The sequence below is a fragment of the Actinacidiphila acidipaludis genome, assembly GCF_019890725.1.
GTDB lineage: Bacteria > Actinomycetota > Actinomycetes > Streptomycetales > Streptomycetaceae > Actinacidiphila > Actinacidiphila acidipaludis.
Map to the genome: position 1 here is coordinate 106,289 of NZ_JAINZZ010000021.1, position 14,229 is coordinate 120,517.

General features: G+C 71.0%; 14 protein-coding genes. 13 read left to right on the top strand and 1 reads right to left on the bottom strand.

What is annotated here, in order from left to right; translation table 11 throughout:
* Positions 1-127: 127 nt before the first annotated feature.
* The 10 genes from K7862_RS18520 (at position 128) to K7862_RS18565 (ending at position 8,570) form a co-directional block, all read left to right on the top strand.
* Positions 128-583: a Cg1360 family ATP-synthase-associated protein gene (locus K7862_RS18520; protein ID WP_222963795.1), complete on the top strand. Its 456-nt coding sequence runs from the start codon at positions 128-130 to the stop codon at positions 581-583.
* A gap of 285 nt (positions 584-868) precedes the next feature.
* Positions 869-1,675, top strand: a complete 807-nt coding sequence (gene atpB, locus K7862_RS18525) for a F0F1 ATP synthase subunit A (RefSeq protein ID WP_222963797.1) — start codon at positions 869-871, stop codon at positions 1,673-1,675.
* Between the two features lie 79 nt (positions 1,676-1,754).
* A complete protein-coding gene (gene atpE, locus K7862_RS18530; RefSeq protein WP_222963799.1) occupies positions 1,755-2,000 on the top strand; it encodes an ATP synthase F0 subunit C in 246 nt (81 codons plus the stop codon).
* Between the two features lie 44 nt (positions 2,001-2,044).
* Entirely contained in the window at positions 2,045-2,590 is a 546-nt protein-coding gene (locus K7862_RS18535) for a F0F1 ATP synthase subunit B (RefSeq protein WP_222963841.1), read from the top strand.
* Entirely contained in the window at positions 2,587-3,402 is an 816-nt protein-coding gene (locus tag K7862_RS18540; protein WP_222963801.1) for a F0F1 ATP synthase subunit delta, read from the top strand. The genes K7862_RS18535 and K7862_RS18540 overlap by 4 nt, the downstream gene beginning before the upstream one ends.
* Before the next feature lie 116 nt (positions 3,403-3,518).
* Positions 3,519-5,090, top strand: a complete 1,572-nt coding sequence (gene atpA, locus K7862_RS18545) for a F0F1 ATP synthase subunit alpha (protein WP_222963803.1) — start codon at positions 3,519-3,521, stop codon at positions 5,088-5,090.
* Between the two features lie 4 nt (positions 5,091-5,094).
* Positions 5,095-6,027: a F0F1 ATP synthase subunit gamma gene (locus tag K7862_RS18550; protein WP_222963805.1), complete on the top strand. Its 933-nt coding sequence runs from the start codon at positions 5,095-5,097 to the stop codon at positions 6,025-6,027.
* Between the two features lie 5 nt (positions 6,028-6,032).
* A complete protein-coding gene (gene atpD / locus K7862_RS18555) occupies positions 6,033-7,481 on the top strand; it encodes a F0F1 ATP synthase subunit beta (RefSeq protein WP_222963807.1) in 1,449 nt (482 codons plus the stop codon).
* Positions 7,482-7,606: 125 nt separating this feature from the next.
* Positions 7,607-7,981 (top strand): F0F1 ATP synthase subunit epsilon, encoded by a 375-nt coding sequence (locus K7862_RS18560; protein ID WP_222963809.1) that lies wholly within the window; start codon positions 7,607-7,609, stop codon positions 7,979-7,981.
* Between the two features lie 142 nt (positions 7,982-8,123).
* The gene (locus K7862_RS18565) at positions 8,124-8,570 is read left to right on the top strand and encodes a DUF2550 domain-containing protein (protein WP_222963843.1); all 447 of its coding nucleotides are present in this window, start codon (positions 8,124-8,126) and stop codon (positions 8,568-8,570) included.
* 69 nt (positions 8,571-8,639) lie between these two features.
* Here the strand turns inward: K7862_RS18565 and K7862_RS18570 are convergent, their stop codons facing one another.
* A complete protein-coding gene (locus tag K7862_RS18570) occupies positions 8,640-9,212 on the bottom strand; it encodes a cob(I)yrinic acid a,c-diamide adenosyltransferase (protein ID WP_222963811.1) in 573 nt (190 codons plus the stop codon).
* 170 nt (positions 9,213-9,382) lie between these two features.
* Between K7862_RS18570 and K7862_RS18575 the strand changes: the two genes are divergently transcribed.
* From K7862_RS18575 to K7862_RS18585, 3 genes are all read left to right on the top strand, one after another.
* The gene (locus tag K7862_RS18575; protein WP_222963813.1) at positions 9,383-10,231 is read left to right on the top strand and encodes a 3-hydroxyacyl-CoA dehydrogenase family protein; all 849 of its coding nucleotides are present in this window, start codon (positions 9,383-9,385) and stop codon (positions 10,229-10,231) included.
* A 154-nt stretch (positions 10,232-10,385) separates the two neighbouring features.
* Positions 10,386-10,685, top strand: a complete 300-nt coding sequence (locus K7862_RS18580; RefSeq protein ID WP_222963815.1) for an STAS domain-containing protein — start codon at positions 10,386-10,388, stop codon at positions 10,683-10,685.
* 197 nt (positions 10,686-10,882) lie between these two features.
* Positions 10,883-14,179: a tetratricopeptide repeat protein gene (locus tag K7862_RS18585; protein WP_222963817.1), complete on the top strand. Its 3,297-nt coding sequence runs from the start codon at positions 10,883-10,885 to the stop codon at positions 14,177-14,179.
* The last annotated feature ends 50 nt before the right edge of the window (positions 14,180-14,229 follow it).

A 14,229-nucleotide genomic window follows, 5' to 3' on the forward strand; every position in this document is an offset into this window, starting at 1 on the left:
AAAGCAGGGAACACGCCGATAGACCGAGAGAGTGGTCTACCGGCGTGAGGCACATCCTCACGCCCTGACTACGCTCGTCTCCGACGACACCCGCTTTGCCCCAACTCCCGCCGGAGGAGCCGTCCCTATGCAGCCGAACGACGCCCGGATTCTCCGCGGCTCGGCGATCGTCGCCGCGCCCGTCGGTGTGATCGCCACCGTGGTCAGTGCCATCGCCGCAGGCGAAAAGGGCCTGATCGGTGGCCTGGTGGCGATGGCTGTCGTCGCTGTGTTCTTCGCCGCCGGCTCATGGGCGCTGATGCGCCTCACCCAGGACCGCCCCCAACTCGCCATGAGCGCGGGGATGCTGGTCTACGTGGTGCAGATCCTGCTCATCGGCGTCTTCATCGTCGCGTTCAAGGGCACCACCGCCTTCAGTGGCCGCGCCTTCGGTCTCACTCTGCTGGTGACCGCGCTGGCCTGGGTCGGCGGACAGATCCGCCAGACCCTCACAAGCCGGATGCTCTACGTCGACCCCGAACCCTCCGTTCCTCCGCAGGAGGAGGCGGCCCCGGTGAAATCGGGGTCCCGCGATGGTGCCTAAGGGGCGGGTAAAGAACGTTCAAGCTGATCTGCTATCGTCCGGAATCGCATCTGGACGTGGAGGCCCCTCGCGCATGAGGAAGGTGCTGCCCCCGCGCCCATCGGTGTACTCGGACCCATGGCCGCGGACGCGGCGCGGAGCCCGGGTGACCGGTCTTCGATGCGGGCTCCCAGCGGACCGTGGTGACTTCGCCACGCCTCGTTCGCAGTGCCGACCAGCGGCCCCACCAGCCGCGCTGACACACAAGGTTGCCGTTTCTTATGCGTCACGACGAAGGAGTCACGGGTGAGTGCCCACACGCTGCTCGCTGAGGCTGGATGTCACATCCAGCACGACTGCGCATTCCCCGCTCCGGGCCTCAACTCGTTCGACTTCAAGCCGATCTTCAGCATCGGCAGTTTCGACTTCACGAAGCCCATGCTGCTCGCACTGATCTGCATGGTGCTGGTCGTCGGGTTCTTCTGGACCGCGTTCAGCAAGCCCAAGCTGGTCCCGAGCAAGATGCAGCTGGTCGGTGAGATCGGCTACACCTTCGTCTCCCGCAGCATCGCCCGCGAAGTGATCGGCAAGAAGGGCGACAAGTACGTCCCCTTCCTCACGTCGCTGTTCTTCTTCGTGTGGATCATGAACGTGATGTCGGTGATCCCGCTCGCGCAGTTCCCCGCGACCTCGCGCTTCGCGTTCCCGGTCGGGCTCGCCGCTCTCGTCTACATCACGTACATGTACCTGACGTTCAAGACGCACGGCTTCCGCGGCGGCATCAAGAACCTGGTCTGGCTCGACGGTCTTCCCAAGCCGCTCGTGCCCCTCATCGTGGTGCTGGAGTTCTTCTCCAACGTCATCCTCCGGCCGTTCACCCTCGCGGTGCGGCTCTGGGCCAACATGTTCGCCGGCCACATGCTGATCGTGATGTTCAGCGTCGCGAGCTGGTACCTGCTGACTCCCGCCTGGTTCGCGGCGGTGTCCGGCGGTTCCTTCATCGTCGCGATCCTGCTGACCGCGCTGGAGGTCCTGATCCAGTTCCTCCAGGCGTACATCTTCACGCTGCTCGCCTCGATCTACATCAGCGGAGCGCTCGAAGAGGGTCACTGACCCGCGCGCACCACCCCCAACCACCGGACTTCCGCTGGGAACCCCCCAACGGACCCCATCACAAAGGAAGACAAGGACAATGTCTGCCGAGCTCGTTAACCTCGCCGCCGCCTCCGTCGCGGGTCGTCTGGGCGCCGTCGCCTACGGTCTTGCCGCCATCGGCCCCGGCGTTGGTATCGGTCTGGTCTTCGGTCACTCCATCGAGGCCATGGCGCGCCAGCCCGAAGCCATGCCGATCATCCGCACGAACATGTTCCTCGGCTTCGCGCTCTGCGAGGTGCTCGCGCTGCTGGGTCTGGTCGTGCCCTTCATCTTCCAGAGTTGAGCTGACCTCACCGTTAGCCATACTCGACGAAAGGTTCAGACATGATGACCTTCCTGGCGGCTGAGGGGGCCCAGAACCCGCTCATCCCCGACACTGCCGAACTGATCGTCGGCCTGCTCTGCTTCTTCATCGTCTTCGGCATGCTCGGCAAGAAGCTCCTGCCGAACATCCAGAAGACCCTGGAGGAGCGCCACGACGCGATCGAGGGTGGCCTGGAGCGCGCGGAGAAGGCTCAGGCAGAGGCCAACCGCACGCTGGAGGAGTACAAGGCGCAGCTCGCCGAGGCCCGTCACGAGGCGGCCCGGATCACCGAGCAGGCCCGCGAGCAGGGTGCGTCGATCATCGCCGAGATGCGCGAGGAGGGGCAGCGCCAGCGCGATGCCATCATCGCCGCGGGCCACGCCCAGATCGAGGCGGACCGCCGTCAGGTCACCGTCACGCTGCGCCAGGAAGTCGGCCGTATCGCCACCGACCTCGCCGGCAAGCTCGTCGGTGAGGCCCTGGAGGACAACGCCCGGCAGAGCCGCACCATCGACCGTTTCCTGGACGGCCTCGAGGACTCGGCTTCGCAGGCTGAGGCGGCGCGATGAATGGAGCGAGCCGCGAGGCACTGGGCGCAGCCCGGGACCGGCTGGACGCACTGACCGACAGCACGTCGGTGGACGCGGCCAAGCTGGCGGACGAGCTCGCCGCCGTCACCACGCTGCTCGACCGTGAGAGCACCCTGCGCCGTGCCCTGACCGACCCGGCGCAGCCGGGCGAGGCCAAGGCCGCGCTGGTGCAGCGGCTGCTCGGCGGGCAGCTCGGCACGGAGAGTCTCGACCTGGTCACCGGGATGGTGCGGGCGCGCTGGTCGCAGTCCCGCGACCTGGTGGACTCCATCGAGGAGCTCGCCGACGGCGCCGACCTGATCGCCGCGGAGCGTGCCGGCGGCCTCGACGACGTCGAGGACGAGCTGTTCCGCTTCGGTCGCATCATCAACGGCAACGCCGAGCTGCGCTCGGCCCTCACCGACCGCGTCGCGGGCAAGGACGCCAAGTCCGCGCTGCTGCACACGCTGCTCGGCGGCCGTGTGCACCCGGTCACCGAGCGCCTGGTCATCCGGCTGGTCACCGCGCCGCGAGGACGTAGCCTTGATGGCGGGATCGAGTCCCTGTCCAGGCTGGCCGCCGCCCGGCGGGGCCGGATGGTCGCCGAGGTCGTCTCGGCGACGCCGCTGACCGACCAGCAGAAGGAGCGGCTCGGTGCCGCGCTGGCCCGCATGTACGGCCGGCGGGTGCACCTGAACGTCGACGTGGACCCCGCGGTCCTCGGCGGTGTGCGGGTGCGGATCGGCGACGAGGTCATCAACGGCACCATCGCGGAACGCCTCGAGGAGGCGGCGCGGCGGATGGCCGGCTGACACCCACCAACTCAACAGGTATGAACGCGGCCCCGAGTTGGGCCGACAGTGTCCACTGGGGGAGTCCCCCAGACCCCCCAGAATTTCGGGCCCAACAAGGAGAGCAGGGAACCCAGATGGCGGAGCTCACGATCCGGCCGGAGGAGATCCGGGACGCGCTGGAGACCTTTGTCCAGTCGTACCAGCCGGACGCCGCCTCGCGCGAGGAGGTCGGCACGGTCAGCGTTGCCGGAGACGGCATCGCGAAGGTCGAGGGTCTTCCCTCGGCGATGGCGAACGAACTGCTGAAGTTCGAGGACGGCACCCTCGGCCTCGCCCTCAACCTCGAGGAGCGCGAGATCGGTGCCATCGTCCTCGGCGAGTTCAGCGGCATCGAGGAGGGCCAGCCGGTGCAGCGCACCGGTGAGGTGCTCTCGGTGGCAGTCGGCGAAGGCTACCTGGGCCGTGTCGTCGACCCGCTGGGCAACCCCATCGACGGTCTCGGCGAGATCGCGACCGAGGGCCGCCGCGCCCTGGAGCTGCAGGCCCCCACGGTCATGCAGCGCAAGTCGGTGCACGAGCCGATGCAGACCGGCCTGAAGGCCGTCGACTCGATGACCCCGATCGGCCGCGGCCAGCGCCAGCTGATCATCGGTGACCGCCAGACCGGCAAGACCGCCCTGGCGATCGACACGATCATCAACCAGCGTGACAACTGGCAGTCCGGCGACCCGACGAAGCAGGTCCGCTGCATCTACGTCGCCATCGGCCAGAAGGGCTCCACCATCGCCGGCGTGCGCGCCGCGCTGGACGAGGCCGGCGCCCTGGAGTACACGACGATCGTCGCCGCCCCCGCGTCCGACCCGGCCGGCTTCAAGTACCTCGCCCCGTACACCGGCTCGGCCATCGGCCAGCACTGGATGTACCAGGGCAAGCACGTGCTGATCGTCTTCGACGACCTCAGCAAGCAGGCCGACGCCTACCGCGCGGTCTCCCTGCTGCTGCGCCGCCCGCCGGGCCGTGAGGCCTACCCGGGCGACGTGTTCTACCTGCACTCGCGTCTCCTGGAGCGCTGCGCCAAGCTCTCCGACGACCTGGGCGCCGGCTCGATGACCGGTCTGCCGATCGTCGAGACCAAGGCCAACGACGTCTCGGCGTTCATCCCGACCAACGTCATCTCCATCACCGACGGCCAGTGCTTCCTGGAGTCCGACCTGTTCAACGCCGGCCAGCGGCCCGCGCTGAACGTCGGTATCTCGGTCTCCCGCGTCGGTGGTTCCGCGCAGATCAAGGCCATGAAGAGCGTCGCCGGCCGGCTCCGCGTGGACCTCGCCCAGTTCCGTGAGCTGGAGGCGTTCGCCGCCTTCGGTTCCGACCTGGACGCGGCGTCCAAGGCCCAGCTCGAGCGCGGCCAGCGCATGGTCGAGCTGCTCAAGCAGGGCCAGTACGCGCCGTACCCGATCGAGGACCAGGTCGTCTCCATCTGGGCCGGCACCACCGGCAAGCTGGACGACGTCCCGGTCGAGGACGTCCGCCGCTTCGAGCGCGAGCTGCTCGACTACCTGCGCCGCGAGCGCAAGTCGCTGCTCACGGGCATCGTGGAGACCGGCAAGCTCGAGGACGGCACGGTCGACGCGCTGACCGAGGCCGTGGCCGCGTTCAAGAAGCAGTTCGAGACGTCCTCCGGCGCTCTGCTGGTCGAGGGCTGATCGCATGGGCGCACAGATTCGGGTCTACAAGCGCCGGATCAGGTCCGTCTCCGCCACGAAGAAGATCACCAAGGCGATGGAGATGATCGCCGCCTCGCGCATCGTCAAGGCGCAGCGCCAGGTGGCGGCCTCGTCCCCGTACGCCGACGAGCTCACCCGAGCGGTGACGGCGGTGGCGACCGGTTCGAACACCAAGCACCCGCTGACCACGGAGGCGGAGAACCCGACGCGGGCCGCGGTCCTGCTCATCACGAGCGACCGCGGTCTGGCCGGCGGCTACTCGTCGAACGCGATCAAGGCGGCCGACCGGCTGACCGAGCGGCTGCGTGCTGAGGGCAAGGAGGTCGACGCGTTCGTCGTCGGCCGCAAGGGCCTGGCGTACTACAGCTTCCGGAACCGCACGGTCGCCGACTCGTGGACCGGCTTCTCCGACAGCCCGCAGTACGCCCACGCCAAGGACGTCGCGGCGCCGCTGATCTCGGCGCTGCAGACGGACACGGCCGAGGGCGGCGTGGACGAGCTGCACATCGTCTTCACGGAGTTCGTGTCGATGATGACGCAGACGCCCGTCGGGCGGCGGCTGCTGCCGCTGAGCCTGGAGGACGCCGGCGCCGTCGCCGAGGAGGCGGCCGTCGAGCGCAAGAAGGGCGAGGCGCTGCCGCTGTTCGAGTTCGAGCCGTCGGCGGAGGGCGTGCTGGACGCGCTGCTGCCGCGCTACGTCGAGAGCCGCATCTACAACGCCATGCTGCAGGCCGCTGCCTCCGAGCACGCGGCCCGCCGCCGGGCGATGAAGTCGGCCACCGACAACGCGGAAGACCTCATCAAGTCGCTCACGCGGCTTGCCAACGCGGCCCGACAGGCCGACATCACCCAGGAAATCAGCGAGATCGTCGGTGGCGCGAGTGCCCTGGCCGACGCGAACGCGGGGAGTGACTGACCACTATGACTGCCCCTATTGACACCGTTGAGACCACCGCCACCGGCCGGGTGGCGCGGGTCATCGGCCCGGTCGTCGACGTGGAGTTCCCCGTCGACGCGATGCCGGAGATCTACAACGCGCTGACCGTCGAGGTCGCGGACCCGGCCGCCGACGGCGCCGTGAAGACGCTGACCCTCGAGGTCGCGCAGCACCTGGGCGACGGCGTGGTCCGCGCCATCTCCATGCAGCCCACCGACGGCCTGGTCCGCCAGGCCGCGGTGACCGACACCGGTACCGGCATCACCGTGCCGGTCGGCGACGTCACCAAGGGCCGCGTGTTCAACACGCTGGGTGCCATCCTCAACGACCCCGAGGCCGAGTCCGAGGTCACCGAGCGCTGGCCGATCCACCGCAAGGCCCCCGACTTCGACCAGCTCGAGTCCAAGACCGAGATGTTCGAGACCGGCCTGAAGGTCGTCGACCTGCTGACCCCGTACGTCAAGGGCGGCAAGATCGGCCTGTTCGGCGGCGCCGGCGTCGGCAAGACCGTCCTCATCCAGGAAATGATCATGCGTGTGGCGAAGCTGCACGAGGGCGTTTCCGTCTTCGCCGGTGTCGGCGAGCGCACCCGTGAGGGCAACGACCTGATCGAGGAGATGGCCGAGTCCGGCGTTCTCCCGCAGACCGCGCTGGTCTTCGGTCAGATGGACGAGCCGCCGGGCACCCGTCTGCGGGTCGCGCTTGCCGGTCTGACCATGGCGGAGTACTTCCGCGATGTGCAGAAGCAGGACGTGCTGTTCTTCATCGACAACATCTTCCGCTTCACCCAGGCCGGTTCCGAGGTCTCCACGCTGCTCGGGCGGATGCCCTCCGCGGTGGGTTACCAGCCGAACCTGGCGGACGAGATGGGTCTGCTCCAGGAGCGCATCACCTCGACGCGTGGTCACTCGATCACCTCCATGCAGGCGATCTACGTCCCCGCGGACGACCTGACCGACCCCGCCCCGGCGACCACCTTCGCGCACCTCGACGCGACGACCGTTCTCTCGCGGCCGATCTCGGAGAAGGGCATCTACCCCGCGGTGGACCCGCTGGACTCCACGTCCCGCATCCTCGACCCGCGCTACATCACGCAGGAGCACTACGACTGCGCGTCGCGCGTGAAGGGGATCCTGCAGAAGTACAAGGACCTGCAGGACATCATCTCCATCCTCGGCATCGACGAGCTGGGCGAGGAGGACAAGCTCACCGTCTCCCGCGCCCGCCGCATCGAGCGCTTCCTGTCGCAGAACACCCACGCGGCGAAGCAGTTCACCGGTGTCGACGGCTCGGACGTGTCGCTGGACGAGTCCATCTCGGCGTTCAACGCGATCGCCGACGGTGAGTTCGACCACTTCCCGGAGCAGGCGTTCTTCATGTGCGGTGGCCTGGACGACCTCAAGGCCAACGCTGCCAAGCTCGGCGTCAGCTGACCCCGGCCTGAGCGCACGCGAGACGGGGGGCGGCCCGGCCCATTGGCGCCGCCCCCCTCTCGCACCCCTTATTCTGTGTCTTACGCACCCGTCGCAGCCGGTGGGTGCCAACCCGAGGAGCCGTCTTGGCCGAACTTCACGTCGAGCTGGTCGCCGCGGACCGCAACGTCTGGTCCGGCGAGGCCACCCTGGTCGTCGCCCGCACCATGTCGGGTGACATCGGCATCATGGCCAACCACGAGCCGCTGCTCGGGGTGCTGCATTCCGGGCCGGTGACCATCCGCACGAGCGACGGCGGCACGGTCGTCGCCGCCGTGCACGGTGGGTTCATCTCCTTCGCGGACAACAAGCTCTCCATCCTCGCGGAGATCGCGGAGCTGGCCGACGAGATCGACGTCGACCGGGCCGAGCGGGCTCTGCAGCGGTCGAAGTCCGAAGCCGACGCGGGCGCCGAGCGTCGCGCCGAGGTGCGGCTGGCCGCGGCGGCCGGGGCGCGCTGACAGCGCCGCCCCAACCGCAGGATCACGGTGCCGCGGACTGCCCTCTGGGGTGGTCCGCGGTTCCGGCACTACCGGTAGTACCAGGCAGTAACAGGCGGCGGCACGGGGCAGCAGCCATTTCTACGCGAGGAGGTCGGTGAACGTGATCGTCTCCGTGGAAGTGCTGATCGCCCTGATCGTGGCGGCCGTCGTGGGCCTGTTCGTCTTCGGGCTGCGCAGGCGGCTCATCCAGCGCCCCGGCGGCACCTTCGACTGCAGCCTGCGGCCGGCCCCGCCGGAGGACGCCGAACCCGGCGGCAAGGGCTGGGTGTACGGCGTCGCCCGCTACAGCGGTGACCGCGTGGAGTGGTTCCGCGTCTTCTCGTACGCCCCGCGCCCGCGCCGGGTGCTGGAACGTCCCGCCATCGAGGTGCTGGGGCGCCGGCAGCCGCAGGGCTCGGAGGAGCTGGCGCTGCTGTCCGACGCCGTGGTGCTCTGCTGTGTGCACAAGGGCGTCCGCCTGGAGCTGGCCATGAGCGACGACGCCCTGACCGGGTTCCTGGCCTGGCTGGAGGCCGCCCCGCCCGGTCAGCGCGTCAACGTCGCCTGACGCGCCCCTGCACAACCCCTGAGTGCCCCTACGCAACCCCTGAGCGAAGGGCCGCGTGCCGCTGTTCCGTCAGCGGTTCTCGCCCGGCACCCACAGGACGTCGCCGCGCTCCTTGTTCGCGGTGCGGGCGAGGATGAAGAGCAGGTCGGACAGCCGGTTGAGGTAGGTGGCCGTCAGCGGGTTCATCGTCTCGCCGTGCTCCTCCAGCGCCGCCCACGTCGAGCGCTCGGCCCGGCGGACGACCGTGCAGGCCTGGTGCAGCAGCGCGGCGCCCGGGGTGCCGCCGGGGAGGATGAAGCTCCGCAGCTTCTCCAGCTCCGCCAGGAAGCGGTCGCAGTCGCCCTCCAGCCGGTCCACGTAGGACTGCTCGACCCGCAGCGGCGGGTGCGCGGGGTCCGGCACCACGGGGGTGGCCAGGTCCGCGCCGACGTCGAACAGGTCGTTCTGCACGCGGACCAGGACCGTCGCGACGTCGTCCGGCAGCGCGCCGAGCGCGAGGGCCACGCCGATCACCGCGTTCGCCTCGTTGGCGTCGGCGTAGGCGGCGATCCGGGAGTCGGTCTTCGCGGTACGGCTCATGTCGCCCAGCGCCGTCGTGCCGTCGTCGCCGGTGCGCGTGTAGATGCGGGTGAGGTTGACCATGTGAGGAGCCTAGGGCCTGTGCCGCGGGGGCGCCTCGCGGCGGACTTCCGCCCGCCGCGGTGCGACCAACGACACACGGTGACGCAGCTGACATCCTGTCGCGCCGGAAGGTGAACGGGCGTTAAGGTCCGGCCAGATACCCGGGATTACCCAGTGGAGAGGTGTGGGACGTGGCGAAGAAGCTCGCCGTCATCGGAGCCGGACTGATGGGCGCCGGCATCGCGCAGGTGTCGGCCCAGGCCGGCTACGAGGTCATCCTGCGGGACGTCACGGACGAGGCGCTGGCGCGCGGCAAGGACGGAATCGCCGCGTCCTACGAGAAGTTCGTCGCCAAGGGCAGGCTCGCCGCCGACCACGCGGCCGCCGCGCTCGACCGCATCACCACCACCACGGACCTGGACGCGGCCGCCGAGGCCGATCTCGTGGTGGAGGCGGTGTTCGAGAAGATCGAGGTCAAGCAGGAGATCTTCCGCACCCTCGACCGCATCGTCGGCGACGACACCGTGCTCGCCTCCAACACCTCCGCCATCCCGATCACCAAGATCGCCGCCGCCACCCAGCACCCCGAACGCGTCGTCGGTACGCACTTCTTCTCGCCGGTGCCGCTGATGCAGCTCTGCGAGCTGGTGCGCGGCTACAAGACCAGCGACGAGACCCTGGCCCGCGCGCGGGAGTTCGCCGAGAGCGTCGGCAAGACCTGCATCGTCGTCAATCGCGACGTGGCCGGCTTCGTCACCACCCGGCTGATCTCCGCGCTGGTCGTGGAGGCCGTCAAGCTGTACGAGTCGGGCGTGGCAAGCGCCGAGGACATCGACGTCGCCTGCAAGCTCGGCTTCGGCCACGCGATGGGCCCGCTGGCGACCACCGACCTCACCGGCGTCGACATCCTGCTGCACGCGGCCGGCAACATCTACACCGAGTCGCAGGACGAGAAGTTCGCCCCGCCGGAGATCATGCGCCGCATGGTCGACGCCGGGGACCTGGGCCGCAAGAGCGGCCAGGGCTTCTACACGTACTAAGACACGTCACTCACAGGAGTGAATTCGGTATCGGTTCGCTCACAGACGGCAACTTCTCTTTGCGACGGACCGTCAGTTGTGTGAAGACATACAGGTCCGCACTGTCCCTGACGTCCGGGACGGGGGCTCTGCCAGCACTGCCCGGGGAGTGACTATGCACATCAGGGGCGACCACGCCGAGCTGGTCGTCGGGGGCCGCCTCGACGTCCGCAGCGCGGCGGACGCCCGTACGGCCCTGCACACCGCGGTCGACTCGGGCCGCGGTGGCCTGGTCCTGGACCTGACCGAACTCGACTCCTGGGACGCGACCGGACTCGGCGTCATCATGGGCGCCCACCGCCGTGCGGGACGCGCCAACCGCAGGCTCGTCCTGCGCGGAGTGCCGCCGCAGATGCAGCGGTTGCTGGTCGCCACCCGGCTGCACCGGATCCTCGCCATCGAGCCCGAAGGGTGACGTTGGGCACCTGACGGGGGGCGCCCTGCCTCCGCACTTTTTCGATGCGGGTGGGAACCTCTAAAGTTTGCCCATCGATGGCCAGGAGGCGTGCAGCCCGTACGCCGGAGTTGGGCGATCGGGCCGGATTCCGCTTGCCGACACAGGCGGCGGCCCGAGCAGGCCCCCTCACGTGACCGCCCTGGGGGGCGCACAACATGGAACAGCACAGCGGCCGGCCGGGTGGGGACGCGATAGCCGCGGAGGCCGCCGGGGAACCGGTGGAGCCCTTCGCCCTGCCCGTGTTTCCCGGATCGGCGGAGTCCGAGCCCGAGCCCGACCCGGACGAGCCGGTCGCCGGCAAGGTCGTGGACCTGCGCGACTCCCGGCGCGGCGACAGGGACAGCCGGCTGCCCGCGCTGCCCGGGAGCGGTGAGGGACGCGGCGGGTCCGCCGGTGCCACAGGAAAGGTCAGGCGCCTCGGCGACGGCACCCCGGACGGCACCGCCGGCGCCCCCGCCGACCGCGCGTCCGGGGCCGGCGGCACCACCGCTCCCCGGCCCGGCGGGACTTCGGCCGGCACCGACGGCGGCGGCTCCTTCGGCGCGCTGCCCGCCCTGCCGCAGCGGACACCCCTGCCCCAGCGGTCGCCGCTGCCCGTGCGCCCGATAGCCGAGACCCACGACGGCACCGCCTTCGACGCCTTCGGCGTCTCCGTGAACGGCCCCGCCGCCGCCCCGCGCCCCGCCCAGGACCGGAACCTCGGCAGCTTCACCTCGCTCGGCGGCAGCGGCAGCTTCGACGGCTTCGCCGCCGGCTCGCCCGCCCCGCGCTCCGACGCCCGCCCGCTGCCCGCCGGAACGGACGGCACGGAGACCTCCCCGGAGCAGGACGGCGCCGAGTTCGACGGCGCACCGGCCGCACCGCGCACCTCCCGCCCACCGCGCGACCCGCTCGGCGCGCCCGAGCAGACCACGCCCACCGGCGGCAACGCCCGGGTCGCCCGCGTCGTCACCACCGACTTCCTGCTGACCGTCAACCCCGTCGACGGCACCGAGGTCGTCACCTGCCCGCCGGACGAGAAGCGGACACCGGTGCGGCGCACCCTGCAGGACCGCATCGCGCGGATGAACAGCGCCCGGCCCTCGCCGCCGCCCGGCCCGCCCGCGCCCGAACTGCCGCTGCTGGAACGGGACGACGAGCGCGAGCGGCTCATCCGGCTGCTCGCCCGCGGCCGTTCGGTCCGCGTCACCGGACCGTCCGGCGCCGGCCGCAGCTCGCTGCTGGACGCCGTCGCCGGCGCCTGCGGCGAGCTCGCGCCCGACGGCGTCCTGCGGCTGTCCGGCTACCGGCGCACTGCCGCCGACCTCCTCCAGGACCTCTACGCCGTCGTCCACGCCGGCGAGGGCTACCGGCCCAGCCGTGAGGAACTGTCGGCGCTGCTGGGGTCCGTCGGTGCCGTCGTCGTCCTGGACGACCTGGAGATCGGCGGCAGCGCGCTCGAGGAAGTGCTCGCGGCGGCGCCCGAGTGCGCGTTCCTGATGTCCGCGACCCCGGAGGTGCCCGCGCCCGCCGCGGACTCCGCGGTCGAGGAGGTGTTCCTCTCCGGACTCAGCCGCTCGGCCTGCCTGGACCTGCTGGCGCTGTCGGCCGGCCGGCGGCTCGCCGAGGACGAGTCGGCGTGGGCCGCCGACCTGTGGTTCGAGTCCGAGGGACTCCCGCTGCGGTTCGTCCAGGCCGGTGCGCTGCTGCGGCAGCGCGACGCCGCCCGGCTGCCGGCGGAACCCGCGGAGTGGGACGACTCCGTCTGGGACAACGGCGCCCCCGGCGCGCAGCCGCCGATCGGCCTCGACATCCCCGACCTCACCGGCTTCGACGCGCCCGACGGCACCGCCTTCGAGCCGGCCGCGGTCCCGGAGACCACGCCGACCGCGCGGACGGCCGGCGCCCCCGGCCCGCTGCCCTCCCTGGCGGAGAGCGCGGCCCCCGCGGACCTGCTCGCCTCGCGCCTCAGCGAAGCCGCCCGGGAGGCCCTGGCGTTCGCCGTCGCGCTCGACGGCGAGTGCCCGCACCCCTCGCACCTGCCCGCGCTCGTCGGCGACACCCACGGCGACGCGGCGCTCGGCGAACTCACCTCCGTGGGGCTGGCCGTCCCGGTCGCCGGGCACTTCCGGCTCGCCGCCGGGGTGACCCAGCAGCTCGCCGCGTCGCTGCGGGCCGACGGCGAACTCTCCGACACCCAGGCGCACACCGCGGCCCTCCACTACACCTGGTGGGCCGGCCACCCCTCCGTCACGCCCGAGCGGGCGGCGGGGGAGTCCGAGGCGATCCTCGCGGCGATGGCCGCGTGCCGTGACGGCGGGAACGCCGACGACGCGGTCCAGCTCGCCCGGACCGCCGCGCCCGTCTTCGCGGCGGCTCTGCACTGGGGTGCGTGGGAGCGGGCCCTGCGGATCGGCCAGGAGGCCGCCCGCATCTCCGGCGACGTCGCGGAGGAGGCGTACTTCCACCACGAGCTCGGCGTCCTCGCGCTGTGCACCGGCCATCCCGACCGCGCCCGCGCGGAGTTGGAGGCGTCCATAGCGCTGCGCCGCGCGCTGGCCGACCGCAAGGGCACCGTGGTGGGGCGGCGCACCCTGGCCCTCGTCGCGGACCGCGAGGGGACCCAGGCGGCCGCGCCGTTCGACGGGGACTTCGGGCCGGAGCCGGCCGCCGCGTCGACGGTGACGCTGCCGCCGGTCGCCGAACCGCCGACGGTCGTCATCGGCACCCCGAAGCCGACGCCCCTCGGCGCGGGCGGCAAGGACCCGGTCCACGCACGGCGCGTGCCGGCCGGCCGCAGGCGCAACCTCATCGCCGCGGGCGCGGGGGCGCTGGTGGTCGCGGCCATCGGGGCGATCGTGGCGGTCGGCGCGTCGGGCGGGAAGGGCGGCAGCACGCCGAACCAGGTGCAGCCGATCGAGTCCGTCGAGCAGGACGGTCCCAGTGATTCGGCGGCTCCCCCTGAGGACGGCACCACGGCGCCCGCGGCCACCTCGGCCGCGGCGACCACGGCGACGACCTCGAACTCGACCTCGACCTCGCCTTCGTCCACTCCGTCGACTGCTCAGAGCGCAGCCACGAGCGGGACCACCTCGACCCCGCCCACCACGCCCTCTCGCCCGTCGTCGGGTACCGGGGGGACGACCGGTCACACCACCACAGGCGGAGCCGGTTCTTCGACAGGCGGCAGCACCTCGGGCGGGTCCTCAGGCGGATCGAGCTCCGGTGGCACTGGCTCCGGCGGGACGTCCACGGGTGGCTCGACAGGGACGCCGTCGGGCGGCTCTACCGGAACGCCTACGGGGGGCTCGACAGGCTCTCCGACGGGCGGTTCGACCGGAACGCCGACCGGCGGGTCCACCGGCAGCACAACAGGCAGCCCGGACGGCGGATCGACCGGATCTCCCACGGGCGGCTCTACTGGAACGACATCCAGCGGTTCGAGCACCAGTACCGGCACCGGAGGGACCTGACGCGTTGCCCCCCCGGGGCCGTCGTCCATCCGCGGCACTGTCGTGGCTCG